Origin of the sequence: Lentzea albida (genome assembly GCF_900111005.1) — a bacterium.
In the GTDB taxonomy this organism is placed as follows: domain Bacteria; phylum Actinomycetota; class Actinomycetes; order Mycobacteriales; family Pseudonocardiaceae; genus Lentzea; species Lentzea albida.
In genome coordinates, this window is the sequence record NZ_FOFV01000015.1 from 189,409 (window position 1) to 214,383 (window position 24,975).

A 24,975-nucleotide genomic window follows, 5' to 3' on the forward strand; every position below is an offset into this window, starting at 1 on the left:
AACGCGACCGAAGGGGCACGCATGGCCGACAAGGCGAAGGTCGACTTCTACTTCGACCCTCTTTGTCCGTTCGCCTGGATCACCTCCCGGTGGATCCTCGAGGTGGAGAAGGTCCGCGACATCGACCTGAGCTTCCACGTGATGAGTCTTTCCGTGCTGAACGAGGGCCGTGACCTGCCCGAGCAGTACAAGGAGCTCATGACGAAGGGCTGGGGTCCGGTCCGCGTGGCCATCGCCGCCGAGCAGAAGTTCGGCAACGAGGTGCTGCCGAAGCTGTACACGGCGCTGGGCACGCGAATCCACAACGAGGGCATCAAGGACTTCGACGAGGTCATCCCGAAGGCGCTCGAGGAGGCCGGCCTGCCCGCCGAGCTCGCCGAGGCCGCGACCTCGACCGAGTACGACGAGGCGCTGCGGGCCTCGCACCACCGCGGCATGGACCCGGTCGGCATGGACGTCGGCACGCCGACCATCCACATCGACGGCGTCGCGTTCTTCGGCCCGGTGCTGACGAAGATCCCGCGGGGCGAGGAGGCGGGCACGATCTTCGACGGCGCCCGGCTGCTGGCCGGCTACCCGTACTTCTTCGAGCTGAAGCGCACCCGGACGGGTGACCTCGACTTCAGCTGAGCCCGGATTTTCTGTCAGGGCTGCTCGCTACCGTCCCTGACATGGCAGTTCACCGCGTCGAAGTCGCAGTCCAGGGCCCTTGGTCGCTGGCCACCTCCCGCGCGTTCTGGGAGGGCTTCACCCCGTCCGCGCTCCCCGAGCGCACGGGCGAGGCGCTGGAGGCGACCTTCCTGGTCGAAGGTGAGTGGCGCCGTGCTTCGGTCTCCGTGACCCAGCACGGCGCCACTGCTGTTCTGTCGCTGTCCGGCGCCGGCGACCTCGACCGCGCGGCGACGCAGGTGTGCCGCTTCCTGTCCCTGGACGTCGACGGCCGCGCGTGGCCGGACGTGGGCCTGCGAGACCCGGTCATAGGTCTCGCCCAATCGTCGTTACCCGGCTTGCGGCCGTGCGGCTTCTACTCGCCGTACGAGGCGGCGGCGTGGTCGGTGCTGGCCCAGCGGATCCGCATGTCGCAGGCGGCCGCCCTGAAGGCCTCGCTGCTCCGTGACGGGGTGTTCATCCCACCCGCGGAGTTGCGCGGTGCCGACCTCGACTTACCCGGCCGCAAGGCGGAGTACCTGCGGGCGGTGGCCGAGGCCGCGCTGGACGGGGTGCTGGACGGCCCTCGCCTGCGCGCCCTCAAGCCGGCCGCCGCCGTGCTGGAGGTGCAGCAGGTCAAGGGGCTGGGGCCGTTCGCGGCGGAGCTGGTGGTGCTGCGCGGGGCCAACGCCCCGGACGCCGTGCCGCACAACGAGGCCCGGCTCAGCGACGAGGTGGCGGAGCGGTACGGCAGGCCGCTGGCCGAGGTGTCGGAGGAGTGGCGGCCTTACCGGACGTGGGCTTCGGTGCACCTGCGGGTGTTGCGGGAGCGGCGGCTGGCAGGGGTGCCGGCAGGTGCGCAGGCCGAGGCCGTGCCTGGCTGAGCCGCGCCCGGCCGAGCCCGTGCCCGCGGAGCCCGTGCCCGCCGAGCCCGCGCCCGGCCGAGCCCGCGCTTGGCTGCGCCGCGCCGTGGCTGAGCCGCGTTTGGCTGAGCGGCGTTTCGGTGAGCCGCGTCCGGCCGAGCCGCGTCTCGCTGAGCCGCGCCCCGCCCGGCCCCGCCCCGTCTCGCTGCACCGCGTCGCGACAGCCGTACCGCGCTTCCGGCGTGGGCCTGCCCGCCGCCTCTGCAACTCCGCCGGCAACTCCGCCCCCATCTCCACCCCGCCTCCATCCCCGCCTCCATCCCCGCCCCCGCCCCACTCCGACGTGACCGCCGCCAGCCGATGTGACAGGCTGACCCGTTGTCAGCGCAGTGGTGTCACATCCGCCTGGAGGGCTCTCGTGATCGAGGTCGTCAACCCCGCCACCGAGGAAGTCATCGGCACGCTCCCCGAAGGCACACCGGCCGACGTGGACGCGGCCGTGGCCAAGGCCGTCCAGGCCTTCCCCGCGTGGTCGGAGACCCCGGTCGAGGAACGCGCCAAGGCCGTCCAGGCGATCATCGACGGCCTGAAGGAGCGCGCGGACGAACTGGCCGCCACCATGACCCGCGAGATGGGCACGCCCCTCACCTTCAGCCAGAAGGTGCAGGTCGCGAACCCCGTCTCGATCGCCGAAGGCGTCGCGAAGGTGCTGGAGGCCGGCTACTTCGAACCGGAGGAGATCGGCAACTCGCTGGTCTTCCGCGAGCCGGTCGGGGTCGTCGCGGCGATCACGCCGTGGAACTTCCCGCTGCAGCAGATGGTCGCGAAGGTCGTCCCGGCGCTCGCCGCGGGCAACGCGGTGGTGCTCAAGCCGAGCGAGCTCGCGCCGGGGACCGCCGACCTGCTCGCCGAGATCATCGCCGGGGCGACTCCGCCGGACGTGTTCCAGCTCGTCCACGGCACCGGGCCGGTCGTCGGGGAGGCGCTGGCCGCGCACCCGGACGTCGACATGGTGTCGTTCACCGGCTCGACGAAGGCGGGGCGGCGGGTGTCCGCCGTGGCCGCCGAGACGGTCAAGCGGGTGGCGCTCGAGCTGGGCGGCAAGTCCGCGTGCATCGTGCTCGACGACGCCGACCTCGGGCGCGCGGTGAAGATCGCGGTCGCGAACTCGTTCATGAACAACGGCCAGGCGTGCAGCGCGTGGACCCGGCTGCTGGTGCCCGCCGAACGCCACGACGAGGCGGTCGAGCTGGCCGTCCAGGCGGCGAAGAAGTACACCTCGGCCGACCCCGCTGAGCCCTCGACGCGGATCGGGCCCGCGGTGTCGAAGGCGCAGCGCGACCGCGTCGTCGGCTACATCCGCAAGGGTGTCGAGGAGGGGGCGACGCTCGCCGCCGGTGGGCCCGAAGCCCCGCTGCCGCGCGGTTTCTACGTCACGCCGACGGTGTTCGGGGGCGTGACGCCGGAGATGACCATCGCGCAGGAGGAGATCTTCGGGCCGGTGCTGTCGGTCATGCCGTACGCCGACGAGGCCGACGCGGTGCGCATCGCGAACTCGACGATCTACGGACTGGCGGGTGCCGTGTTCTCCGCGGACACCGACCGGGCCCTGCGGGTCGCGAGGAGGCTCCGCACCGGGCAGGTCGACATCAACGCGGCCGCGTTCAACACGAGCGCGCCGTTCGGTGGGTACCGGCAGTCGGGCAACGGCCGCGAGTTCGGGCGGTTCGGGCTGGACGAGTTCTGCGAGGTCAAGTCGGTCCAGCGGTAATTGAGCTGCGAGTCGCGCCGCACCCGCGTATCACTGCGGGCATGGCTGACTCGGCGCTGAGCATCCGGACCATCACCGAAGCCGACCTCCGCGATTTCCAGGGGGTGATGGCGTGGGCCTTCCTCAGCGATCCGGCGGGGGAGGACAGCAAGTGGCTCAAGGTCCTCGAACCGGACCGGGCGCACGCGGTGTTCGACAACGACGAGATGATCGGCACCGCCGCGATCCTGAGCCGGCAGATCACCGTTCCGGGTGAACGCCAAGCCCCGGCCGGAGCCGTGACCGTCGTGTCGGTGAAACCCGGCCATCGGCGTCGTGGCGTGGCTTCGCTGCTGATGAAGACGCAGCTGCACGGCATGCACGAGAACGGTGAGGCGCTCGCGATGCTGTGGGCGTCCGAGGGGGCGATCTACCGCAGGTATGGGTACGGCGAATACGCCACAAGCCTTGCCATGCTGACGATGCCGACGCGTATGCCGTTCCACAACAACGTGCATGTGAGCGACGCACGGATCCGTCAGGTGACGCGAGAAGAAGCGCTGCCGGTCATGCGCGAGATCCACGAACTGGTGTGGCGCAGGCGGGTCGGCTGGCTGAGCCGCGTCGAGCAGACGTGGGACGTGCAGCTGGGGGACCGCGAGGTCGACCGCAACGGGCTCACCTCCTACCGGTACGCCCTGCACCCCGAGGGGTACGTGGTGTTCCGGGTCAAGTACGCGGGGGATTCCGGCGGTCCGGCCAACGAACTGCACGTGCGCGAGCTCGTCTGCGAGACGGACCAGGCGTACGCCGACCTCTACCGGTTCCTGCTGGACATGGACCTGGCGGCGAGCATCTCCTTCTACACCGCCTGGGACGACCCGGTCCTGCACATGGTCGACAACCCGCGGAAGGTCCGCCGCGAGGCGACCGACGCGCTGTGGATCCGGATCGTCGACGTCGACCGCGCGCTGCCGCTGCGCGCGTACTCGTCCGATGTGGACAGCGTGCTGGAGGTCGAGGACTCGTTCTGCCCGTGGAACTCCGGCCGTTGGCGCTTCACGGTGAAGAACGGGGAGGCGGCGGTCACGCGCACCGACGACCCGGCGGACGTGTCGCTGGACATCGCCGCGCTCGGCAGTGTCTTCCTCGGCGGGCTACGGCTTTCCGTGCTCAGGCACGCACACCGCGTGGTCGAGCACACACCCGGACACGTGGACGCGCTGACGTTGGCGTTCCTCGGCACACGTGAGCCACATTGCCCCGAGGTGTTCTGACGGAACTCGCGGCCGTTGTTGCTCGTTGACGGATTACCTGGTGTGGGAGGTAATGCCGTGGGCACCGTCGTGTGGGTCGTAGTGCTGGTACTGCTGGTCGCTGGTGTGTTCTACCTGGTCAGTCAGAGCAACGCGCGCAAGGCGCGGGAGCTCGACGACGCCAAGGCGGAGGCACGTCGCTGGGTCGAGCGGCTGGGTGGGCAGGTGATGAGCCTCACCGGCAGCAACGCCGCCGCGACGCAGGCACTGGCCGACGCGTCCGAGCGCTTCACCGCCGCCGGGTCGCAGATGGAGCAGGCCCGCACGATCCCGCAGGCCAAGCTGGTCACCGAGACCGCGATGGAGGGCCTGCACTACGTGCGCGCGGCCCGGCAGGCCATGGACATGGACCCCGGTCCCGCGCTGCCCGAGAGCGCGGGCCAGAAGCAGGCGGGTGCCGTCAGCGAGGACCGCCAGGTCAGCGTCGAGGGCCACCAGTACGCCGCGTCGCCGCACTCCGGTTCGGGCACGCCCTACTACTACCCCGGTGGCATGGTGGCCGGACGTCCGGTGCCGCGTGGCTGGTACTCCGAGCCGTGGTGGAAGCCCGCGCTCGTGGCCGGCGCCTGGGGCGTGGGCACGTTCCTGCTGATGGACGCCATGTTCTCCGGCATGCACGGCGTCGGCGACTACGGCATGGGCGACATGGGCATGGGCGACATGGGGGACATGGGCGGTGTCTCCGACGCCGTCGACATGGGCGACACCGGGGGCTTCGACTTCGGCGACATGGGCGGCGGGTTCGACTTCTAGCCCGCTACGGCTGGCAGACCGGGCACCAGAAGAGGTTGCGACCCGCGAGTTCGGTGGTCAGGACCTCGGTGCCGCAGAGGAAGCACGGCTCCCCGGCGCGGCGGTAGACGTACACCTCACCGCCGTGCCGGTCCACGCGCGGCGCCCGGCCCATGGCCTTCGGCATGTGCTCGCGGCGCACGGTGTTGATCTGCCCGACCTTCACGCCGTCCTTCATGAGCACGACGAGGTCGGCCCAGATCGCGTCCCACAGCTCGCGGCTCACCTTGTTGCCGGTCAGCGTCGGGTTCACGTTGTGCCGGAACAGCACCTCGGCGCGGTAGACGTTGCCGACGCCCGCGAGGACGCTCTGGTCCATCAGCAGCACGGCCAGCGACTGCTTCGACCGGATGATCCGCTCGTAGGCGCGGTCCGGGTCGGCGTCGCGGCGCAACGGGTCGGGCCCGAGCCGGTCGCGGATCGCCTTGACCTCGGCCTTGTTCAGCACCTCGCACGCCGTCGGGCCGCGCAGGTCCGTCCAGTGCGTCTCGCCGACCATCCGCATGCGGACCTGGCCCACGGGCAGCAGGACCGGCAGCGGCGACTCGGTGAACGTGCCGTACAGGCCGAGGTGGACGTGCACGATCGCGTCCGGGCCGTACACGTGGAACAGGTGCTTACCGTGCGCTTCGGCGCGGACGAGCTTCCGCCCGTCCACAAGGGACGCCGCGAAGCGCCCCTGCGGACTCGTGACGGCGACGGGCCCGCCCGCGTACCGGCGCTGGTGCAGCCGCGCGAGGCGGTGCAGCGTGTGGCCTTCGGGCATCAGGCCCTGTTCTCGTAGGCGCTGACCTGGTCGATGCGGCGCTGGTGGCGAGGCTCACCCGAGAACGGCGTCCTGAGGAACTCCGACACGATCTCGGTCGCCTCCTCGGTCGTGTGCTGGCGGGCGCCGATGCCGACCAGGAGGGCGTCGTTGTGCTGACGGGCGAGGTGCGCCGTGTCGACGTTCCACGCCAGTGCCGCGCGGGCGCCCTTCACCTTGTTCGCGGCGATCTGCTCGCCGTTGCCGGAGCCGCCGATGACGACACCCAGGCTGCCGGGGTCGGCGACGACCTTCTCGGCGGCGTCGACGCAGAACGACACGTAGTCGTCCTGGGCGTCGTACTCGTGGGCGCCGACGTCGACGACCTCGTAGCCCTGCTCGGTGAGAGCCTTGGACAGGTGGGACTTCAGCTCGAAGCCAGCGTGGTCTGCTGCCAGATAAACGCGCACGTCACGAGTCTGACACGCTGGTGTGTGTGTTCAGCCAAGAGGGGTACCAGCTGAAGCTGGAATGGGGGCCCGAGGGCGTCCACGCGCTGCGGGACTGCGACGTGCTGGTCGTCGTGGACGTCCTGTCGTTCACCACGTCCGTCGACCTGGTCGTCGGCAACGGGGGCCAGGTGCGCCCGTCCCGCTGGAAGCCCGCTTCGGGCCGGACTTTGCGACCAGCGTCACTCGTCGACGCGACCGGGCTGGTCGAGTTGCCGTCGCCGAACGGGTCGAACCTCTGCTCGCTCGCGGGGGAGACCGGCGCACACGTGTTGGCGGCGTGCCTGCGCAACGCGTCCGCCGTCGCCAGGAGGGCCCAGGAGCTGGGGAAGACCATCGGGGTGGTCCCCGGCGGCGAGCGCTGGGGCCTCGACGTCCTCAACTCGGGTCCGCGCGAGTTCGGGCCGTTGCGCCCGTGCGTCGAGGACTACCTGGGTGCGGGCGCGGTGATCGCGGCGCTGGCGGGGAAGGCGTCGCCGGAGGCGCGGCTCGCGGCCACCGCGTTCCGGACCACCGACGTGCCGGCCGCGGTGCGGGACTGCGGGTCGGGCCGGGAGCTGGTCGAGAACGGCCACCGCGCCGACGTCGACCTCGCGGTGCGGATCAACGTCAGCAGCGCCGTCCCGGTGCTGGTCGACGGGGTCCTGCGGTGATCGGGATCGCTCCGGGCGTGTTCGTCCGGCGGCACGACGAACTCGACCTGACGCTCGGGCTCGTCGTGGGGGACGGCGAGTCGCTGCTCGTGGACTCCGGCATGGACGTCGCGTTGGCGCGCGAGGTGCGTCCGTCGCGGATCGTGTTGACGCACAACCACTTCGACCACGTGCTGGCGACCGAGGCGTTCCTGCCGTGCGAGGTGTGGGCGCACGAGGACTGCGTCGTGGACGCCGGGCTGCTCGAAGACCGCGCGAAGTACTACGACGACCCCTTCACCGGCACTCTCGTCGCGCCCACGCACACGTTCCGCGACACCGTCACGCTGGACGTGGGCGGGCGGCGCGTCGACCTGCACCACTTCGGCCCCGCGCACACCTCGCACGACGTGGTCGTGCACGTGCCGGACTGCGGTGTCGTGTTCGCGGGTGACCTGGTGGAGCAGGGCGCGCCCGCTCAGGCGGGTCCGGACGCGACGCCGTCGAACTGGCGCCACGTCCTCGACCGACTGCTGGAACTGGACCCGCGCGTCGTCGTGCCGGGCCACGGAGACCCCGTCGACGCTCAGTTCGTGAGGGAGATGGCTATCCCGGAGGCCAGGTGAGGCCGCGCCCGCCCAGGACGTGGCAGTGCACGTGGAAGACGGTCTGGCCGCCGTCCCTGCCGGTGTTGAAGACGAGCCGGTAGCCGGACTCGTCGATCCCCTCGGCCTTCGCCACCTGGTGCGCGGTGGCGAGGACCTGCCCCGCGAGCAGCGGGTCGACGTCGCCGATCGCCGTGTGGTGCTCCTTGGGGATCACCAGGACGTGCGTGGGCGCCTTGGGGTCGATGTCGCGGAACGCGAGCGTCGTGTCGGTCTCGGCCACGACGGTCGCCGGGATCTCGCCCGCGACGATGCGGCAGAACAGGCAGTCGGTCACGCCCGCATCGTATTGGTACCGATGGGCCCTGTCGTTCATGCCCGCCGACGGTGAATCATGGCCGCGTGAAGGGCACCAAACTGCTGGTGGTCGTGCGGTGCCTCATCAGTTTCGCGATCGGCGTGCTGCTCCTGGTCCTCGCGATCCGCTTCGGTGAGGCGCTCTGGCGGGCGTTCCACTAGTTCCTCAGTGGACGAAGCAGAACTCGTTGCCCTCCGGGTCGCGCATGACCTGGAAGCTGCCCTGGTCGTCGGTGTGCACGACGCCTTCGCGGGTGGCGCCGAGGCTCACCGCCCTCACGACCGCGGCCTCGATGTCGTCGACCTCGAAGTCGAGGTGGAGCCGGTTCTTCACGTCCTTGCGCTCGGGCACGGGCTGGAACGACATCCGCACCCCGCCGGGCGGTTCGACGTGCGCCCACCCGAGCTCGCGGTTCACCGGCTCACCGCCGAGCAACTCGGCCCAGAACCGGACGAGCCTGCCCGGGTCGTTGCTGTCGATGACGATCTGTTCCAGCCTCACGTCTCCACCAGGTTCTCTCGTGCCCAGTCACAACAGAGGTCGAGCAGTCCGAGCACCTTGCGCCCCCGCGCCGTCAGCTCGTACTCGACCCGCGGCGGGTTCTCCACGAACGCCTCGCGCGAAACCGTCCCGTCGCGCTCCATCGCCCGCAACGTCTCGGCGAGCACCTTGGGCGTCACCCACGGCATCTCGGCACGGAGCTGCGTGAACCGCCGCCGCCCGTCCTGCAGCGCCCGCAACACGTGCGCGGTCCACTTGTCACCGATGCGGTACGGCAGGTCGTGCGTGCATTCCACCTGCTCACCCCCGATATCGTTGCGGAAACCGGCTGTCCGCACCCTACCTTCGCGCTCATGGCGAAGATCGTTGTTTTCGGTGCGTCCGGCAGAGCGGGCCTCCAGATCGCGGACACCGCGCAGGCCCGCGGCCACGAGGTGACCAGGGTCGGCCGCGACCCCGGCGTGCGACCGGAGGTGGCTGCGAACCACGACGTGGCGGTCAGCTCGGTGGTGGACCTCGCGCGCGACCCGGCGGAGTTCTACACGGAGGTCTCCCGAGCCCTGGTCGCTTCGGGCGCGGGCCGCATCATCGTGGTCGGCATCTACACCCTCCTCGAAACGGCACCGGGCGTGCGCGTGGTCGACTCCCCGGACTTCCCGGCCGAGTTCAGGCCGTTCTGCCTGGGCCACGCGGCAGGAGTGGAGGTGCTGGCCGCGTCCACCGCGGACTGGCTGGTGATGAGCCCGGCGGGAAACTTCGGCGGCACCCCGACGGGCCGCTACCGCCTGAGCGAGGCGAACCCGTCCGACACCCTGACCTACGAGGACTTCGCCCTGGCAGTGGTGGACGAGATCGACCACCCAACCCACCGCCACACACAGCTGGGCATAGCCTCAGCGTGACCTGAGTCACGAACCAACTGGCCGACCCGGGAGATGGGGGTCCGGGGGCGGGCCCCCGGCGTGGGGGTCTGGGGGCTCGGCCCCCAGAGGAAAATGCAAGAGACCGACCCGGTCTGCGCCCTCCGCAGACACGAGTCGGCCTCGGTCACGAGCGGGCGACGGGAATCGAACCCGCGTAGCTAGTTTGGAAGACTAGGGCTCTACCATTGAGCTACGCCCGCGTTGCCGCCCTGTGTGGGGCTGCGGTCGTTACTTTAGCGGGTGGCGGTAAGGTGGTTGCAACCGGGGCGTGGCGCAGTTTGGTAGCGCACCCGCTTTGGGAGCGGGGGGTCGCAGGTTCAAATCCTGTCGCCCCGATCGGTTGACGAAAGCCCTCGACGACACGTGCCGTCGGGGGCTTTCGACGTCCGGCCTCCTAGGCCAGGTACCGGCTCACCCAGGCCGCCAGCACCTCCGCCACGTAGCCCGCGTCGGCCCGGTCGGTGAGCAGGTGGTCGGCCCCGTCCAGCGCCACGAACGACTTCGGGTGCCGGGCCGAGTCGAAGACGAGCCGCGCGTTCTCGATGCCCACCGTGTCGTCCTGCGGGGAGTGCATGACGAGCAGGGCCCGGCGCAGGCCGGAGATGCACGCCGTCTGGTTCTGCTGGTTGATGTCGAGCAGGAAGTCGTTGCTGATGCGGAACGGGCGGCCGGCCAGCAGCACCTCGGCCACGCCTTCCGCCTCGATCCGCGACTTCGACGAGCCGAAGAGGTGCTCGACGTGGGAGGTGTCGAAGGGGGCGCCGATCGTGACGACCGCGCGTGCCTCCGGGATCTGGTGTGCTGCGGACAGGACCGCGGCGCCGCCCAGGGAGTGTCCGATGAGGACGCTCGGGGCGCCGATCGTGTCGCGCAGGTGGTGTGCGGCGCGGACGAGGTCGTCGACGTTCGAGGTGAAGGTGGTGTTGGCGAAGTCGCCGCCGGACTGGCCGAGGCCGGTGAAGTCGAACCGCAGCACGGCCACGCCCCGTTCGGCGAGCCCGCGGGCTATGCGGGTGGCCGCCACCGAGTCCTTGCCGCAGGTGAAGCAGTGCGCGAACACCGCGGTGGCGACCACGTCCCCCTCGGGCAGTTCCAGGCGGCCCGCGAGTTCCTGGCCGTGGGTGCCCTCGAAGACCGCTTTCCGGTTGTTCATGACCTCTATGGTGCGTCACGTGCGGTACCAGTACCTCGACGGCCGGCTGCGGCAGGCGTTCGACGACGCCGGGCTCGATCGCGGGCAGCGGGCGTTGCTGCAGGGCGTGTTGCGGGCGCTGGACCCGGACGCGCACCTCGGTGAGCACGTGGCCGGGCTCACCAGCGCCGTGCTCGCGGTCACGCGTGCGCGGACGGCGTTGGAGAGCCACGCGACGGAGGACCAGCCCCGGTGGAACCTCCTGCGGCGCATCGTCACCACCTCACTGGCGTGCATGGACGCGGCCAAGCCGGCGTTCGTCCACGGCGGGGCGGGCGAACTCGCCGGAGCGCGCAGGATCCTCAAGGGCGTCGACGCCGCTATCGCCAAGGACGGGCAGAAGCTGGATCCGCAGGTCGCGGCAGCGGCGGCCGCGAAGCTCGACCCGGACGCGCTGGCGGAGGCCGTCAAGGGGTGGGTCGCTCCACTGTGGAACGGGGTCGCGCTTCCGTTGCGCGCCAGGATGATCGCCGAGGTCGCCGTGGTCGTGGCGGTGCACGGGCGGGACGGCCGGAACCTGCGCGCGGACCTCTTGCGGTGGCTCAAGAAGCCCGGTGACCTGGCCGCGTTGCTGTGGCCGCGCGAACAACGGCACGTCGTGGCGCTCGTGGTGCGGGGTGCCCGGCACCTCAGGCACCTGGACGAGTTGTTGCCGCAGGCGCGGCAGGAGCCGTTGCACCGCACCAGGTTGCCGAAGGACGACTTCCTCAAGGACGCCGTCACCGGGTCGTCGGTGCTGGTGCGGCTGCCGGTCGAGGCCGCGGACGTGCACACGGCCGCGCTGCGCGGGCGCCGGGTGCTGAGCGAGGTGCTCGACCAGTACGCGGCGGGGGAGCGGCTCACCGAGTTGCACATCGCGCCGCTCTGGCAGGTCAGCGGGCCGAGCGGGCGGGTCACGCGGGGCGCCGAGCACCAGCGGACCGTGAACAACGCCTACCCGCTCACCGCGTACTGGCCCGAGGAACTGCGCAGCGCCATGCGGGTCGCGAACCTCGCGCGGCAGGTCGACGCCCCGATGGCGGGCGCAGGGCTCGCGTGGAGCGCGCTGGAGGCGACGGGGCTCGACCCGGGCAAGATCGCGTGGCTCGCCAAGGGCTGTGCTCTGCAGATGCTGCGGCAGCACCTCGTCAGCCTGCACGTCGTGGTCACCAACCACGACTCCGGGCTGCGCGGGCCACTGGACGCGCAGGTGCCGACCACCGGCGTGAAGCACCACCTGAAATCGGTCGACTCGTGGCTCGAGGTGCTGATCCCGCACACCCGCCCGCACGCGCCGCTCGCAGCCGCCCAGGAGGCCGTGACCGCACTCGCGGAGAGCGAGGGCGGTCTGGTGCGGGACCTCGTCGAACTGTGGCGCGGCAGGCTCGCCGACTCGAAGGCCCTCGCGGCGTGGCTGCGCGAACAGGAGGACACCGCCGCCGCGCTGCTGGAGTGGCTCTACGTCACCAGGAACCTCGCGTTCCACGCCGGGAGGTTCGCCTCGCCGGCCGACACGCTCACCGCGCACGCCGGGCAGGCGGTGGCCGACCTCACGCTCGAGTTCCTCGGCAACTGGCGGACCGTCGAGAGGCGGCAGGGCCGGCGGGAGACCCCCGCCGTGGAGATCTACCGCCGGCTCGCGCAACGACAGGACCAGCTGGTCGCCCGGCTCAGGCGGGCGGGATCGGTCCGGAGGCTCAGCGTCGAGGACATCTCCGGCCCTGACGAGAAGTGGTGGTCGCGCGGCAGGAGTTGAGGCCGAAAGTTACGGCTTGGCCTTGGTGAGCCAGTCCTCGACCCGGTCCGGGTTCGCCTCGACCCACCGCTTCGCCGCCTCGTCGGGCGACATCTTGTACTTCGCGATGAACGACGCGACGGTGTCCTGCTCGTCGTTGCTCCACTGGAAGTTCTGGACGAGCCGTGCCGCGGGGCCGCCCTTGTCCATGAACTTCTTGGACGCGATCTTGTCGAGCTCGTAGCGCGGATAGTCGCAGGCGACCTTGGCGGCGTCCGCGTCGCACCCGGCTTGGTACTGCGGCAGGTCGACCTTGACCAGCTCGATGTCGAGGTGCAGCCACTGCGGCTCGAAGAAGTAGCCGATCAGCGGCGTCTTCTTCTCCTGGGCCTGGCGGAACGCCTTGATCAGCGCTTCCTCGCTGCCCGCGTAGACGACCTTGTAGTTCAGGCCCAGGTTCTTGACCAGGGCCTCGTCGTTGGTGACGAACGACGGGTCGCCGTCGAGCACCTGGCCCTTGCCCTCGGACTGCGCCGTCCTGAACTTCTCGGCGTACTTGTTCAGGTTCTGCCAGTTCGTGATGTCCGGGAACTCCTTCTTCATCCACGGAGGCACGTACCAGCCGATCACTCCCTTGTTGCCGGACGGGCCGACCCGCACGGCGGAGCGCTTCTCGTCGACGTACTTCTGCTTCAGGTCCTCGTGACCCCAGTTCTCGAGGATCACGTCGATCTCGCCGGAGTCGAGGCCCTGCCAGGCGGTCTGCTCGTCGACTTCCTTCTTCGTCACCTTGCAGCCGAGCCGTTTCTCGGCGAGGTACGCGACGACGGCCGCGTTCGCCTCGTAACCGACCCACGGGTTGACCGCGATGGTGATCGAGTCGCAGGGCTCGGTGGGTGCTGCCGAACTGGAGCGCGGTGATGCCGTTGATCCACCGCCACAACCGGCAATCGTCAACACGAGCGTCATTGCCAGAGCGATTCTGGGCGCTTGCACGAACAACAGCTCCTCGTCGGAGGGGAAGAAGCGGTGCAGAAGACCGCTCAGTTCAGCTTTTCCCCATCCACGAGATCGCGTCAAGTCATGGGATGACCGGTTGTCCACAAAGGATCAGATTTGTATCAGCCCTTGACCGTACTCGTGTGAAGGTCAATGCTGTCGCGCATCGAGAAACGGTGTGCGCAGTCCGCAACAGGTCGGAGTGGTTTGGCGTGGATCCCGTGATTTCGGTCAGGGACCTGTGGAAGGTTTTTGGCCCCAGCGCAGCTCGGGTGGCGGCATCGGACGAGCTCAAAGCGTTGTCACGGCAGGAGTTGATGGACCGGACCGGTGCCGTCGCCGCCGTGCGCGGAGTGGACTTCGACGTCGCTCCCGGTGAGATGTTCGTCGTCATGGGATTGTCCGGTTCGGGCAAGTCCACACTGGTCCGTTGTCTCACGAGGCTCGTGGAACCGACCACTGGAACGATCACGTTCGAAGGCGAGAACATTCTCGAAGCAGACGCGAAACGTCTGCGAGACCTGCGCAGGAACAAGTTCTCCATGGTCTTCCAGCACTTCGGTCTGCTTCCGCACAGGACGGTCGCCGACAACGTCGGTTACGGCCTGGAAATCCGCGGGGTACCGCGCGCGAAACGTGGGGAGCGCTCCCAGGAAGTGATCGACCTGGTGGGGCTGACCGGTTACGAGAAGTCTTTCCCGGATCAACTTTCCGGTGGTATGCAACAACGCGTCGGTCTGGCGCGCGCACTCGCGGGCGACCCCGACGTCCTGTTCTTCGACGAACCCTTCTCCGCGCTCGACCCGCTGATCCGGCGCGACATGCAGTCCGAGGTCATCAGGCTGCACCGCGAGGTCGGCAAGACGATGGTCTTCATCACCCACGACCTGAGCGAGGCCCTCAAGCTCGGCGACCGCATCCTGATCATGCGCGACGGCAAGGTCGTGCAGGTCGGCACCGGGGACGAGCTCGTCGGCGCGCCGGCGGACGACTACGTGCGCGACTTCGTCAGGGACGTGCCCCGCTCGAACGTGCTGACGCTGAAGTGGATCATGCGGCCGCCCCGGCCCGACGACGACCTCGACGGTCCCGAGCTGGCGCCGGAAACCGTGGTGCGGGAAGCGGTGCGCAGCGTGCTGAGCGCGGGCAGGCCGGTGAAGGTCGTCCGCGACGGCGAACTGCTCGGGGTCGTCGCCGACGAGGAGATCCTCGGGGTCGTGGCCGGGGAGGCGTGATCTTGGTAGCCGTCGCCGCCCCCACCTCGCAGCCCAGGGCGTTGCAGCACAGGAAGTCGCTGGTCCTCGCCGGGATCGTCGTCGCCTGGCTGGTGCTGTGGGTGCTGTTCCGCAACGTCTGGACGCTCTCGCTCGGCGCCGCCGACCTGACGCCGCTGCACCGCTGGATCAACGACGTCAACGACGCCGTAGGCGCGTCCAGGAACTCGAACCCCGTGTTCCTGTACTTCTTCAACGAGATCCGGCTCGTCATCGACGAGTTCGTGACGTTCGTGCAGGCCCTGATCGCGCAGCCGTCGTTCGGCAGGCCGGTGCCGGTGATCGGCTGGCTCGGCGTGGTCGCGATCGCGGGCTTCGTGAGCCTCGCGGTCGCCGGCTGGCGGGTCGCGCTGCTCGCCGTCGCGGGCTTCGTGTTCCTCGGCCTGCAGGGGTTGTGGCAGGAGAGCATGGACACGCTCTCGCTGACCCTCGCGGCCGTCGTGATCTCGTTGCTCATCGGCATTCCGCTGGGCATCTGGGCGGGCCTGTCCGACCGGGCCCACCGGCTCCTGACGCCGGTGCTCGACTTCATGCAGACGATGCCGACGTTCGTCTACCTGGCGCCGCTCACGTTGTTCTTCCTGATCGGACCGGCGTCCGCGACCATCGCGACGCTGATCTACGCCGCCCCGCCGGCGATCCGGATCACCGCGCACGCCATCCGCTCGGTGCCGCGCAACACCGTCGAGGCGAGCGAGTCCCTCGGCGCGACGCGGAACCAGACGCTCGTGAAGGTGCTGCTGCCGTCCGCGCGCAAGACCATCGTGCTCGGCGTCAACCAGACGATCATGGCCGCGCTGGCCATGGTCACGATCGCCGCGCTGATCGACGCGCCGGGCCTCGGCAAGACCGTCGTGAAGGCGCTGCAGACCCTCGACGTCGGCACGGCGTTCAACGCGGGCCTCGCGATCGTGGTGCTGGCCATCGTGCTGGACCGCGTCACGACCGCCGCCGCGAACGAACGCCGTGGGCTTCCCCGCTGGGCGTTGTTCGGCGGTGCCGGCGTGACGGCCGTCTGCGTCTACCTCTCCTACACCTACCTGTGGGCGGCGGAGTTCCAGTCGGACGTGGAGATCGGCAGCTCGATCAACAAGGGTGCGACGGCCGTGACGGAGTGGGCGCAGGACTCGCTTCCCGTGCTCACCGGCGGGTTCAAGGACTTCGTCACGTTCGCGTTGATCAACCCGCTGCAGGCGCTGCTGGCCGAGTCGCCGTGGTTCCTGGTGGCGTTGGTGGTCGTCGCGGTGTCGTTCCTGGTCGGCGGCGTCCGGTCCGCGGTCGTGTCCGCCGCGTGCGTCGCGCTGCTGATCGCGACCGGCCTGTGGCAGGACTCGATGATCACGCTGGCGTCCACGCTGGTCGCCACGATCCTGGTGATGGTCCTCGGGGTCGTCGTCGGCGTGTGGATGGGCCGCAGCAGGCGGGCCGACAGGGTCATCCGCCCGGTCCTCGACGCGGCGCAGGTCATGCCCGCCTTCGTCTACCTGGTGCCGTTCCTCGCGTTGTTCTCCGCGTCGCGCTTCACCGCGATCATCGCCGCGGTGGTGTTCGCCGCACCGGTGGCCATCAAGATCATCGCGGACGGCATCCGGGCGGTCTCGCCCGCGACGGTCGAGGCGTCCACGGCGCTGGGGTCGAGCTCGTGGCAGACGATCGTGAAGGTGCAGCTGCCCATGGCGCGCGGAGCGTTGACGCTCGCCGCCAACCAGGGCCTGATCTACGTGCTCTCGATGGTCGTCGTCGGCGGTCTCGTCGGCGCCGGCGCGCTCGGCTACGACGTGGTGGCCGGGTTCTCGCAGGGCCAGTTGTACGGCAAGGGGCTCGCGGCCGGTGTCGCGATCGTCGTGCTCGGCGTCATGCTCGACCGCCTCACCCAGGCGGCCGCCAAGCGGTGGACCAACTAGGAGGTCTGGACAGTGGCAAGGCACAGCGTGCTCGGAACTGTGAGCGCAGGGCTCGTGGCGCTCGTGGTTCTGTCTGGTTGCGGTGGCGCCAAGGTCGGTGACACCTCCTCGGGTGCGACCGGCGACTGCGGCACGTTCAACCTCGCGATCAACCCGTGGGTCGGTTACGAGGCGAACGCGGCCGTGCTCGCGTACGTGGCCGAGAAGGAGCTCAAGTGCAAGGTGACCAAGAAGGAGCTGAAGGAAGAGGTCGCCTGGCAGGGCTTCGGCACCGGTGAGGTCGACGCCGTGGTCGAGAACTGGGGCCACGACGACCTGCGCAAGAAGTACATCGACGAGCAGAAGACGGCCGTCAGCGCGGGTTCCACGGGCGTGAAGGGGCAGATCGGCTGGTACGTGCCGCCGTGGCTCGCCAAGGAGCACCCCGACATCCTGGACTGGAACAACCTCAACAAGTACGCGGACCAGTTCAAGACCTCGGAGTCCGGCGACAAGGGCCAGCTGCTCGACGGCGACCCGTCGTTCGTGACCAACGACGAGGCCCTGGTCAAGAACCTGAACCTCAACTACAAGGTCGTCTACGGCGGCAGCGAGACCGCGCTGATCCAGGCCTTCCGCCAGGCGGAGAAGGACAAGAAGTGGGTCATCGGCTACTTCTACTCGCCGCAGTGGCTGCTGAACGAGATCAAGCTCGAGAAGGTGAAGCTGCCCCCGTACACCGCGGGGTGTGACGCCGACGCCGAGAAGATCGCCTGCGACTACCCCGACTACGACCTCGACAAGATCGTGTCGAAGAAGTTCGCCGACGCCAACGGCCCCGCCGCCCAGCTGGTCAAGAACTTCAAGTGGACCAACGAGGACCAGAACACCGTGGCGAAGTACATCGCCGAGGACAAGATGAAGCCCGAGGACGCCGCCAAGAAGTGGGCGGACGCCAACGCCGACAAGATCAAGGCGTGGCTGCCCAAGGCCTAGTCAGAGCCCGAGCACGGCAGCGGGGTGTGGTTCCTGGACGAGAGGAACCACACCCCGCTGCTGTTGTGGCATCACGCGGCCTTCGGTCCGGCGGGAACCTCGGGCTCGTGGCGGTGCGTCATCCGGTGCCACCACGACCGCGGCTTCCCGCCGTTGCGGTAGTACTCCCGCACGCGGCGGGCGTCCTCCCGCAGGGCTTCCTGCCGGTAGTCCATCTCCGCCTTGATCGCCTCGGGCGTCCACTCCATCTGACTCACTCCTCAGGTCGTTGCTGACAACGATGAGAGTGCTCCTGAGGGGTGGCCGCTTGCATCGGACGATCACCTAAGGCATCGCCGCGAACCCCTTACCCGAAGGCCGCGACCGGTCAGTCGGTTCGTGCGTTGCCACCGGCCGCCGGACGGACGGTGGCCGTCGTGGCGCGGGCCTCGTTGTCGTCGGGCTTCGGGTCACCCGGCGACCAGTTCTCGATCACGGCCTTCGCGCGGAACGTCACCGCGCCCGTGGCCGCGTCCTGCGCGGAGTAGGTGTAGGCGAACGGGAACACGACCTGACCGGTCGGGGACGCCGCCACCCGCTGGGTGGAGTGCCCGATCTCCTGGTCGTAGGCGCCGTTCACGCCGACCTTGTAGAACGTGACCTTGACGTCCTCGGCGTACCGGGTGTTCGCCACGGACACCTTGATCGGCTTCGTCTGACCCGCCCGTGCCGACGTGGGCACGGTCAGGGCCGCGATCGACACGTCGTGCGTCTCGACCTTGACCTCGGTCTCGCTCGACCCGGTGCGCCCGTCGGCCGTGGTGCCGGTCGTGACGACCCGGTACGTGCCGTCCTTGGCGTAGCGGTGCTGGAACACGGGCGTGGTGACCGGGTGGGTCGTGCCGTCACCCAGGTCGACGGTGCCGCTGACGAGAGGCCGGCCCGCCGGGTCGCCGGGATAGTTGTTGAACCACAGGTCGGCGTAGACCGACGGGAAGCCTGAAACGTAGGTGAACGGGCTGATCTCCGGAGCGGTCTGGAGCCACGCCGTGAACGTGCCGGCGTCTTCGGCGTCCTCGGCCAGCCGCACCAGGTAGGTCTGGCCCGCCTCGGCCGCGAACACCGCGCCCTGGTCCTCGGCCTCGGACGACACGCAGTCCACTTCGGACAGATCCGTCGCGAGGTGCACGCTGATCGCCGCCCGCTGCGTGATGACCTGGACGAACCGGTCGCGGGTCGTGGTGTAGGAGTACCAGACGGACCGGGTCGCCGCGGTGTCGCAGCTCGGCGGCACCTCGCCGGGTTCGGCCGTCGCCCGGGACAGGTCGCCGTCGAACGTGGACGGCAGGGACGCCACCGCGGCGGAAGCCCTGCTGTCGTTGGGTTCCGGCCCGGAGGCGCTGAGCGTGAACGTCACCGGACCGCCCGCGCCCGCGTAGTGCTCGGCCAGCAGGAAGTAGTAGGTCCTACCCGCCTCGACGTGCACCGACTTGGCACCGCCGACGTTGTACGTGCAGGTGCCCGGCTCCATGGACAACGCGCCGCGCTGTCCGGTGTGGACGGACAGGAGCGGTCCGTAGCGGCCGCTCTGCGCCTTCGCGCGGACGATGCCGTCGCTGGGAGCCGTGTACTCGAGCCACACGGATCCCTGGCTGGAGGAGTAGCAGGACGTCGGGTCGTCCGGCGCCTTGGTGGAACCCGTGGTGTCGATGGTCGCGCTGAACGGCAGCGCCGTGATCTCGGTGGCGGTGTCGAAGTCGTCGCCCGCGGGCGGGGCGGCGTGCGCGACACCGGGTGCCAGCGCCGCCGTCACCGCCGCGGCGAGCGCGACGACCGACACGCGCAAACGCGTGGACAGTCTCATGGTTCCCCCAGGTCAGTTCGCGAGAGCGGTGGTCGTGGCCGCCGGACGGACGGTGGTCGCGATCGCGATCACCTCGTTGTCCATCGGGCGTGCGTCCTGCACCGGGTACGGCAGCGAGAGCACGGCGCGGAACGTCACCTTGCCGATCGCGGCGTCCTCCGGGGTGAAGGTGTACGCGAACGGGAAGGAGACCTTGCGGGTCGGGTGCGCCGGCACGTCGAGCGTGAGCACACCGACCTCCTTCCACCAGTCGCCGTCGCTGCGGAACAGCGTGACCGTGGCCTTCTCCAGGTGCCGGGTGTTGCCGACCTGGACGGTGATCTGCTTCTGCTGCCCGGCCCGTGCCGAGGAAGGTGGGGTGAACTTGGTGATCGCGACGTCGTGCGTCTTCACCGTCACCGTGGTGGTGTCCGTGGCGGTCCGGCCGTCGGCGGACGTGGCGCTGACCGTCACCGTGTAGACGCCGTCCACCGAGTAGCGGTGCCCGACCTGCTCCTCACCGGTGGGCGCCGAGGTGGTGCCGTCCCCGAAGTCGACGACGGAGGTCACCGCGTTGCCCCACTGGGCGGAGTGGTCGAGGGTGAACCCGACGGTCTCGTAGACCGACCGGTCCCCCGACGAGTCCGCGTAGACGGACGTTCGCAGCGCGGGCGCCTCGTCCAGCCGCACCGTGACGGGCGAGGAGTTGTAGGTGGGGCCGGAAACCTGGATGTAGTAGGTCGTGCCCGCGTTCAGGCGCATCGCCTTGCCGTCGTAGTAGCTCGCGCCGGTGCACCCGACCAGGCGCAGTCCGGTGAGCGACGGGCCGTCGTAGATCGCGAGGCGGGGACCGCTGCCGTTCGTCTGCACGCGGGCGAGCACCGACTGGGTCGTCGCGGGCGTGTAGGAGTACCAGGCGCTCGGCGATCCCTCGGCACCGGAGCAGCCCTGCGCCGCCGGTTCGTCGGTCTCGTAGCCGGCCAGCGCGAGGTCAGGGCCCGGCGTGCTGAACGGCAGCGACGGCACGGACTGCGCGTCGGCGAAGTCGTCGTTGGCGAGCGGTGCCACCCGCTGGACCGTCAGGTTCACCTGCGCACCCGGCGTGGAGGAGTCGCTGACCATGAAGTGGTATCGGGTGCCGGCCTTCGCCCGGAACGTGATCGGCCTGCTGTTGGCCGAGGTGCAGTTGTTCGGGAAGTACCTGAGATCACCTCGTTCGCCGGTGAACGCCGTGGTGAGCAGCTGCCGGCTGCTGCCGTCCGTGCTGATCCGCAGGAACCCGTCCTCGGTGGCGGTGTGGCTGAACCACACCGAGCCGCGCGGCGAGTAGCCGTCGCACGCACCGGGGTCGTCGGAGGCGGTGGTCGCCTCCGACAGGCTCTGCTGCGCGGTGAACGGCAGCGCGGTGATCGGCGTCGCGGCGCCGATGTCGTCGTTCGACGGTGGCGCCGCGTGCGCGACACCCGGAGTGACGATCCCCAGTGCGACCACGACGACAGCCGCGATCGATCTCCAAGAAGGCATGCGAAAAAGACCCCCCAAAACCCCCTGCCCCCACCTTCCCCCGACGGAGGCACTCGAGCACATGATGCGCCAGGCGGGGTGGAAGTTGACCACCCCGCCGCAAGTTGCCCCGAACGGCCTACTTCTGCATCGCCGTGACTTCGCTCGCCCACCGCCACGGCTCCGCGGTGCCACCCGGCAGCGAGTTGAAGTACTCCCAGCCCGCCACGCCACCGAAGTTGGTGTACTTGGTCTTGAGACTGGTCACGGTGTTCTTCAGGGTCGTCGTGGAGACGTAGCCCGACCCGCCGTTGGCCGAGTTGGTGAGGACGCCGAGCACGACCTTGTTCGCCGGGATCAACCGCCGGTTGATGATCTGGTCGTAGTTCGAGGTGCTGCCCGCGTTGCCCCAGCCGTTGTAGAACTGGCCGTTGAACCACGCGATCTTCGAGCCGTGGCTGCGGTACAGGTCCTCGTAGTTGAAGCCGGACAGGTTGCCGCCGCCCCACAACGCCGACGCGACCGGCGAGAGCGTGACGATGAAGTTCGCGCCGAAGTCGGTCTTGAGCTGGTCGATCACGCGGCGGATGCCGGCGATCGACATCCGCTCCTCGACGTCGAGGTCGACGCCGTTGAGCTTGTAGGTGCGGATCGTGTCGCGCAGCAACGGGTAGTAGGTGTCGAACTGCGTGTCGAGCCGCGCGAACGAGCCCTGCGCGGCGCCGCCGACCATGCCGATCACGTTGACGCCGCGGGCCTGCATCGCGGCGAGGTCGGCCCACATCTGGGTGTACCGCGAGTGCGAAGGCGGGTGGTCGTTGAGGTGGACGATCCTGTTGTCGTTGAGGTGGATGGCCGCGACGAGGACGTCGGTGACGCCGGTGCCGCGGTCGAGCAGGGGCTTGGGCGAGACGTACGTGCCGGTCGCGCCGTTGCTGTACTGGGTCTGGTAGTAGACGACGGTTCGCTTCTGGGTGGCCGCCTGGGCCGGTGGCGCGGCGAGCGCCACCAGCAGCAGGGCCAGGAACAGCTTCTTCATGCGCTACCTCGTGATTCGCAGGGTGATCACTTGTAACGGGCGCAGCACCACCTCGGCCGTCGCGTCGGCCAGCGGCCGTTCGAGCAGGTCGGTCTCCTGGATCCGCGTGTGGGCGAAGGAGGTGCTGATCGAGGCGCGGGCACGGCCGCCGTGCGCCTCGTAGAGCCGGACGACGACGTCGCCCGACCGGTCGTCGGCTAGCTTCACGGCCTCGACCCTGACCGCGGGGTTGTCCGTGCGCACCAGGGGTTCCGGCGTCACGGAGCCGCGGACGGCCTGCGGCGGCAGGTTGATGCGGTAGCCGGCGTCGATGGCCGCCGGCAGGTCGCCGACCACGAGGGCGTAGCGGAAGCGGTGCTCGCCCTGGTCGGTCTCCGGGTCGGGGAACCTCGGTGCGCGCAGCAGGGACAGGCGCACGGTCGTGGTGGTTCCGCCGTCTTCTCGGGTGGTGCGGGTGACCTCGTGGCCGTAGGTCGAGTCGTTGACCACCGCGACGCCGTAGCCGGGCTCGCCGACGTGCAGGAAGCGGTGGGCGCAGATCTCGAACTTCGCGGCCTCCCACGAGGTGTTGGTGTGCACCGGGCGGTGCAGGTGGCCGAACTGGGTCTCGGCCGTGGAGACCTCGGCGCGCAGGTCGAGCGGGAACGCGATCTTGAGCAGCTTCTCCCGTTCCTGCCAGTCGACCTCGGTGTCGAAGTCGACCTGCTTCGCGCCCTCGCGCAGCCGGACGGTCTGGGTGAGCACGGAGTCGCCGAACTTCGCCCTGACCACGACACCGTCCGAGGCGTCCACGCGTTCGGACGGGATCAGGTCGGCCTTCCAGTTGCGGTAGAACGGGTCGATGTCCCAGGCGTCCCACTGGTTCGGGTTGTCGCGGTGCAGCTGCGGCATGCCCGCGAACCCGTGCGGCGGCAGGACCTCGCGGTCCTCCTCCAGGTCGAGGATCGAGGTGACGATGCCCTCGGCGTCGATCGTGACGCGCAGCCTGCCGTTGTCCAGCACGCCGCCGGCCGGTGCGACGAACGGCCTGGGGGCGTCGCCGCCGAGCACGTCGAACGTCAGCTCGTCGTCGCCGTCGCCCTTCAGCGCGTCGATGGCGGTAGCGGTCAGGGCTTTCAGCTCGGACGCCACGCGGGCGTAGGTGGCCTCGGCCTCGCGGTGCACCCAGGCGATCGAGCTGCCCGGCAGGATGTCGTGGAACTGGTGCAGCAGCACGGTCTTCCACAACCGGTCGAGCTCGTCGTACGGGTAGTCGGCGCCTTGCAGGGCGGCGGCGACGGACCAGTGCTCGGCCTCGCGCAGCAGGTGTTCGCTGCGGCGGTTGCCCTGCTTGGTCTTCGCCTGGGTGGTGTAGGTGGCGCGGTGCTTCTCCAGGTACAGCTCGCCCGCCCACACCGGCGCGTCCGGGTACTCGTCCTGCGCGGCCTGGAAGAACTCGCGCGGCGGTTCGACGCGCACGGTCGGGGAGCCTTCGAGGTTCGCCACGCGGTGCGCGGTCTCCATCATCTCGCGGGTGGGGCCACCACCGCCGTCGCCGTAGCCGAACGGCACCAGCGACCGCGAGGCCTTGGCGTGCTCGGCGAACTGGCGGGACGCACGGGCCAGTTCCTCGCCGGACAGCGACGAGTTGTAGGTGTCGACGGGCGGGAAGTGCGTGAAGATCCGGGTGCCGTCGATGCCCTCCCACCAGAACGTGTGGTGCGGGAACTTGTTGATCTGGTTCCACGACAGCTTCTGGGTGAGGAACCACCGGGAGCCCGAGAGCTTGATCAGCTGGGGGAGTGCGGCGCTGTAGCCGAACGAGTCGGGCAGCCAGACCTCCTCGGTCTCCACGCCGAAGTTGTCCAGGAAGAAGCGCTTGCCGTGCACGAGCTGGCGGGCCATCGCCTCGCCGCCGGGCATGTTCGTGTCCGACTCGACCCACATGCCGCCGACCGGCACGAACTGTCCACTCCGGACCTTCTCCCGCACGCGGTCCCAGACGTGCGGGTGGTGCTCCCGCATCCACGCGTACTGCTGGGCCTGTGAGCAGGCGAAGTAGAAGTCCGGGTACTCGTCCATCAGCTTGGTGACGTTCGAGAACGTGCGCGCGCACTTGCGGACCGTCTCGCGCAGCGGCCAGAGCCAGGCGGAGTCGATGTGCGCGTGACCGATCGCGGAGACCTTGTGCGCGGAGGCGTTGGCGGGCAGTGCCAGCACACCGGCCAGCTCCTCGCGGGCCAGGTCGGCGGTCGCGGCGACCTCGTTCAGGTCCAGCGCGTCCATCGCCCGGTCCAGTGCGTGCAGGATCTTGTGCCGGCGCGGGTCGTGGTCCGGGAGCTCCTTCATCAGGCCCTGCAGCACCTCGATGTCGAGCATCAGGTGCCACACCTGCGGCTGGAACACCGCGAGCTCGGCCTTGAGGATCTTGTACAGCGGCTCGGTGCCCGCCGTCTCCTTGTCACCCAGCGCGGTCGGCAGGAACGGGTGGAAGTCGAGGATCGTCGGGTTGCCGGCGGCCTCGAGGTAGAACAGCACCTCGCCGCCGTCGACGGGCAGGTAGGTGTTGCGCGGCTCGATGCCCTTGATGGGCTCACCGGACGCCGTGTAGGCGAGGCCCTCGGACTGGAAACCGGGGCCGGGGTGGGTGAAGCCGAGGTCCAGCACGACCTCGACCTGCTTGCCCTGCCACGCCTCGGGAACGGTGCCGGTGAGGCGGAACCAGCTCGTGCTCCACGGCGCGCCCCAGGCGTCGCCGACCCGCGCCGGTGCGTAGGTGGCGGCGAGGGCTTCGGCGACCGGGACGGGCTCGTCCGGCACGGTCCAGACGGCGAGCTCCAGCGGTGCGGTCTCGCCGTAGACGGCCGGGCGGATGCGTTCCTTCAGCGTGCGGTTGAGTCGTTCTTCCAGCAGCGCGCGTTCGTCGTGCACG

At 69.6% G+C, this 24,975-nt stretch carries 24 protein-coding genes and 2 tRNA genes; 13 read left to right on the plus strand and 13 right to left on the minus strand.

Annotated features, from left to right (window positions below):
• Positions 1 to 21 precede the first annotated feature (21 nt).
• From BMY74_RS31855 to BMY74_RS31875, 5 genes are all read left to right on the plus strand, one after another.
• On the plus strand, positions 22 to 630 hold the full coding sequence (locus tag BMY74_RS31855; protein ID WP_089922192.1) for a mycothiol-dependent nitroreductase Rv2466c family protein: 609 nt from the start codon (positions 22 to 24) through the stop codon (positions 628 to 630).
• A gap of 41 nt (positions 631 to 671) precedes the next feature.
• A complete protein-coding gene (locus BMY74_RS31860) occupies positions 672 to 1,532 on the plus strand; it encodes a DNA-3-methyladenine glycosylase family protein (protein ID WP_089922193.1) in 861 nt (286 codons plus the stop codon).
• A 397-nt stretch (positions 1,533 to 1,929) separates the two neighbouring features.
• A complete protein-coding gene (locus tag BMY74_RS31865) occupies positions 1,930 to 3,282 on the plus strand; it encodes an aldehyde dehydrogenase family protein (RefSeq protein WP_089922194.1) in 1,353 nt (450 codons plus the stop codon).
• Positions 3,283 to 3,323: 41 nt separating this feature from the next.
• The gene (locus tag BMY74_RS31870; RefSeq protein ID WP_089922195.1) at positions 3,324 to 4,538 is read left to right on the plus strand and encodes a GNAT family N-acetyltransferase; all 1,215 of its coding nucleotides are present in this window, start codon (positions 3,324 to 3,326) and stop codon (positions 4,536 to 4,538) included.
• A gap of 57 nt (positions 4,539 to 4,595) precedes the next feature.
• The gene (locus BMY74_RS31875; RefSeq protein WP_089922196.1) at positions 4,596 to 5,330 is read left to right on the plus strand and encodes a hypothetical protein; all 735 of its coding nucleotides are present in this window, start codon (positions 4,596 to 4,598) and stop codon (positions 5,328 to 5,330) included.
• 4 nt (positions 5,331 to 5,334) lie between these two features.
• Here the strand turns inward: BMY74_RS31875 and BMY74_RS31880 are convergent, their stop codons facing one another.
• Positions 5,335 to 6,135, minus strand: a complete 801-nt coding sequence (locus tag BMY74_RS31880; protein WP_089922197.1) for an Fpg/Nei family DNA glycosylase — start codon at positions 6,133 to 6,135, stop codon at positions 5,335 to 5,337.
• Positions 6,135 to 6,584 carry a ribose-5-phosphate isomerase gene (locus BMY74_RS31885; RefSeq protein ID WP_089922198.1) on the minus strand — a complete coding sequence of 150 codons (450 nt, stop codon included), beginning with the start codon at positions 6,582 to 6,584 and terminating at the stop codon, positions 6,135 to 6,137. The genes BMY74_RS31880 and BMY74_RS31885 overlap by 1 nt, the downstream gene beginning before the upstream one ends.
• 26 nt (positions 6,585 to 6,610) lie before the next feature.
• Here BMY74_RS31885 and BMY74_RS31890 point away from each other — a divergent pair, with 26 nt between their 5' ends.
• Together BMY74_RS31890 and BMY74_RS31895 are read left to right on the plus strand one after the other, a co-directional pair.
• Positions 6,611 to 7,276: a 2-phosphosulfolactate phosphatase gene (locus tag BMY74_RS31890; RefSeq protein WP_342718257.1), complete on the plus strand. Its 666-nt coding sequence runs from the start codon at positions 6,611 to 6,613 to the stop codon at positions 7,274 to 7,276.
• Complete coding sequence (locus tag BMY74_RS31895; protein ID WP_089922200.1) at positions 7,273 to 7,881, plus strand: MBL fold metallo-hydrolase; 609 nt, start codon at positions 7,273 to 7,275, stop codon at positions 7,879 to 7,881. The genes BMY74_RS31890 and BMY74_RS31895 overlap by 4 nt, the downstream gene beginning before the upstream one ends.
• Here BMY74_RS31895 and BMY74_RS31900 read toward each other — a convergent pair.
• The 3 genes from BMY74_RS31900 to BMY74_RS31910 all read right to left on the minus strand — a co-directional run bounded on the left by BMY74_RS31900 (position 7,862) and on the right by BMY74_RS31910 (position 9,015).
• Positions 7,862 to 8,236: a histidine triad nucleotide-binding protein gene (locus tag BMY74_RS31900; RefSeq protein ID WP_089922201.1), complete on the minus strand. Its 375-nt coding sequence runs from the start codon at positions 8,234 to 8,236 to the stop codon at positions 7,862 to 7,864. The genes BMY74_RS31895 and BMY74_RS31900 overlap by 20 nt on opposite strands.
• Before the next feature lie 147 nt (positions 8,237 to 8,383).
• The gene (locus BMY74_RS31905; RefSeq protein ID WP_089922202.1) at positions 8,384 to 8,719 is read right to left on the minus strand and encodes a VOC family protein; all 336 of its coding nucleotides are present in this window, start codon (positions 8,717 to 8,719) and stop codon (positions 8,384 to 8,386) included.
• Positions 8,716 to 9,015, minus strand: a complete 300-nt coding sequence (locus BMY74_RS31910; protein WP_218159808.1) for a winged helix-turn-helix transcriptional regulator — start codon at positions 9,013 to 9,015, stop codon at positions 8,716 to 8,718. Before BMY74_RS31910 ends, BMY74_RS31905 begins: the two co-directional genes overlap by 4 nt.
• 57 nt (positions 9,016 to 9,072) lie before the next feature.
• Between BMY74_RS31910 and BMY74_RS31915 the strand changes: the two genes are divergently transcribed.
• Positions 9,073 to 9,621 carry an NAD(P)-dependent oxidoreductase gene (locus BMY74_RS31915; RefSeq protein ID WP_089922203.1) on the plus strand — a complete coding sequence of 183 codons (549 nt, stop codon included), beginning with the start codon at positions 9,073 to 9,075 and terminating at the stop codon, positions 9,619 to 9,621.
• A 150-nt stretch (positions 9,622 to 9,771) separates the two neighbouring features.
• Here BMY74_RS31915 and BMY74_RS31920 read toward each other — a convergent pair.
• A tRNA-Gly gene (locus tag BMY74_RS31920) sits at positions 9,772 to 9,842 on the minus strand.
• A 62-nt stretch (positions 9,843 to 9,904) separates the two neighbouring features.
• Between BMY74_RS31920 and BMY74_RS31925 the strand changes: the two genes are divergently transcribed.
• A tRNA-Pro gene (locus BMY74_RS31925) sits at positions 9,905 to 9,978 on the plus strand.
• Positions 9,979 to 10,036: 58 nt separating this feature from the next.
• Here BMY74_RS31925 and BMY74_RS31930 read toward each other — a convergent pair.
• On the minus strand, positions 10,037 to 10,795 hold the full coding sequence (locus BMY74_RS31930; protein ID WP_089922204.1) for an alpha/beta hydrolase family protein: 759 nt from the start codon (positions 10,793 to 10,795) through the stop codon (positions 10,037 to 10,039).
• Between the two features lie 19 nt (positions 10,796 to 10,814).
• Here BMY74_RS31930 and BMY74_RS31935 point away from each other — a divergent pair, with 19 nt between their 5' ends.
• Positions 10,815 to 12,569, plus strand: coding sequence for a hypothetical protein (locus BMY74_RS31935; RefSeq protein WP_143091773.1), 1,755 nt, complete (start codon positions 10,815 to 10,817; stop codon positions 12,567 to 12,569).
• A gap of 9 nt (positions 12,570 to 12,578) precedes the next feature.
• Here BMY74_RS31935 and BMY74_RS31940 read toward each other — a convergent pair whose 3' ends face one another.
• Positions 12,579 to 13,517: an ABC transporter substrate-binding protein gene (locus tag BMY74_RS31940; RefSeq protein WP_089922206.1), complete on the minus strand. Its 939-nt coding sequence runs from the start codon at positions 13,515 to 13,517 to the stop codon at positions 12,579 to 12,581.
• Positions 13,518 to 13,819: 302 nt separating this feature from the next.
• Here BMY74_RS31940 and BMY74_RS31945 point away from each other — a divergent pair, with 302 nt between their 5' ends.
• From BMY74_RS31945 to BMY74_RS31955, 3 genes are read left to right on the plus strand one after another with little or no spacing between them, the layout of a single operon-like run.
• A complete protein-coding gene (locus BMY74_RS31945; RefSeq protein WP_218159809.1) occupies positions 13,820 to 14,782 on the plus strand; it encodes a quaternary amine ABC transporter ATP-binding protein in 963 nt (320 codons plus the stop codon).
• On the plus strand, positions 14,779 to 16,725 hold the full coding sequence (locus BMY74_RS31950) for an ABC transporter permease subunit (RefSeq protein WP_089922208.1): 1,947 nt from the start codon (positions 14,779 to 14,781) through the stop codon (positions 16,723 to 16,725). Before BMY74_RS31945 ends, BMY74_RS31950 begins: the two co-directional genes overlap by 4 nt.
• Positions 16,726 to 16,779: 54 nt before the next feature.
• Positions 16,780 to 17,700 (plus strand): ABC transporter substrate-binding protein, encoded by a 921-nt coding sequence (locus BMY74_RS31955; protein ID WP_177230016.1) that lies wholly within the window; start codon positions 16,780 to 16,782, stop codon positions 17,698 to 17,700.
• Between the two features lie 71 nt (positions 17,701 to 17,771).
• Here the strand turns inward: BMY74_RS31955 and BMY74_RS45330 are convergent, their stop codons facing one another.
• The 5 genes from BMY74_RS45330 to BMY74_RS31975 all read right to left on the minus strand — a co-directional run bounded on the left by BMY74_RS45330 (position 17,772) and on the right by BMY74_RS31975 (position 24,974).
• Positions 17,772 to 17,948: a hypothetical protein gene (locus BMY74_RS45330; protein WP_177230017.1), complete on the minus strand. Its 177-nt coding sequence runs from the start codon at positions 17,946 to 17,948 to the stop codon at positions 17,772 to 17,774.
• A 119-nt stretch (positions 17,949 to 18,067) separates the two neighbouring features.
• Positions 18,068 to 19,543: a PKD domain-containing protein gene (locus BMY74_RS31960; RefSeq protein WP_143091774.1), complete on the minus strand. Its 1,476-nt coding sequence runs from the start codon at positions 19,541 to 19,543 to the stop codon at positions 18,068 to 18,070.
• Positions 19,544 to 19,555: 12 nt separating this feature from the next.
• Positions 19,556 to 21,046, minus strand: a complete 1,491-nt coding sequence (locus tag BMY74_RS31965; protein WP_143091775.1) for a PKD domain-containing protein — start codon at positions 21,044 to 21,046, stop codon at positions 19,556 to 19,558.
• A 118-nt stretch (positions 21,047 to 21,164) separates the two neighbouring features.
• Positions 21,165 to 22,064 (minus strand): glycoside hydrolase family 18 protein, encoded by a 900-nt coding sequence (locus BMY74_RS31970; protein ID WP_089922212.1) that lies wholly within the window; start codon positions 22,062 to 22,064, stop codon positions 21,165 to 21,167.
• 3 nt (positions 22,065 to 22,067) lie between these two features.
• Positions 22,068 to 24,974: an alpha-mannosidase gene (locus BMY74_RS31975; RefSeq protein ID WP_089922213.1), complete on the minus strand. Its 2,907-nt coding sequence runs from the start codon at positions 24,972 to 24,974 to the stop codon at positions 22,068 to 22,070.
• Position 24,975 lies beyond the last annotated feature (1 nt).

Excerpts from the sequence above, each read along its gene's own strand:
- BMY74_RS31860 (WP_089922193.1), top strand. The coding sequence starts at position 672 with ATGGCAGTTCACCGCGTCGAAGTCGCAGTCCAGGGCCCTTGGTCGCTG.
- BMY74_RS31870 (WP_089922195.1), top strand. The coding sequence starts at position 3,324 with ATGGCTGACTCGGCGCTGAGCATCCGGACCATCACCGAAGCCGACCTC.
- BMY74_RS31940 (WP_089922206.1), bottom strand. The coding sequence starts at position 13,517 with ATGACGCTCGTGTTGACGATTGCCGGTTGTGGCGGTGGATCAACGGCA.
- BMY74_RS31880 (WP_089922197.1), bottom strand. The coding sequence starts at position 6,135 with ATGCCCGAAGGCCACACGCTGCACCGCCTCGCGCGGCTGCACCAGCGC.
- BMY74_RS31855 (WP_089922192.1), top strand. The coding sequence starts at position 22 with ATGGCCGACAAGGCGAAGGTCGACTTCTACTTCGACCCTCTTTGTCCG.
- BMY74_RS31960 (WP_143091774.1), bottom strand. The coding sequence starts at position 19,543 with ATGAGACTGTCCACGCGTTTGCGCGTGTCGGTCGTCGCGCTCGCCGCG.
- BMY74_RS31970 (WP_089922212.1), bottom strand. The coding sequence starts at position 22,064 with ATGAAGAAGCTGTTCCTGGCCCTGCTGCTGGTGGCGCTCGCCGCGCCA.
- BMY74_RS31965 (WP_143091775.1), bottom strand. The coding sequence starts at position 21,046 with ATGCCTTCTTGGAGATCGATCGCGGCTGTCGTCGTGGTCGCACTGGGG.
- BMY74_RS31915 (WP_089922203.1), top strand. The coding sequence starts at position 9,073 with ATGGCGAAGATCGTTGTTTTCGGTGCGTCCGGCAGAGCGGGCCTCCAG.
- BMY74_RS45330 (WP_177230017.1), bottom strand. The coding sequence starts at position 17,948 with ATGGAGTGGACGCCCGAGGCGATCAAGGCGGAGATGGACTACCGGCAG.
- BMY74_RS31900 (WP_089922201.1), bottom strand. The coding sequence starts at position 8,236 with ATGAACGACAGGGCCCATCGGTACCAATACGATGCGGGCGTGACCGAC.
- BMY74_RS31930 (WP_089922204.1), bottom strand. The coding sequence starts at position 10,795 with ATGAACAACCGGAAAGCGGTCTTCGAGGGCACCCACGGCCAGGAACTC.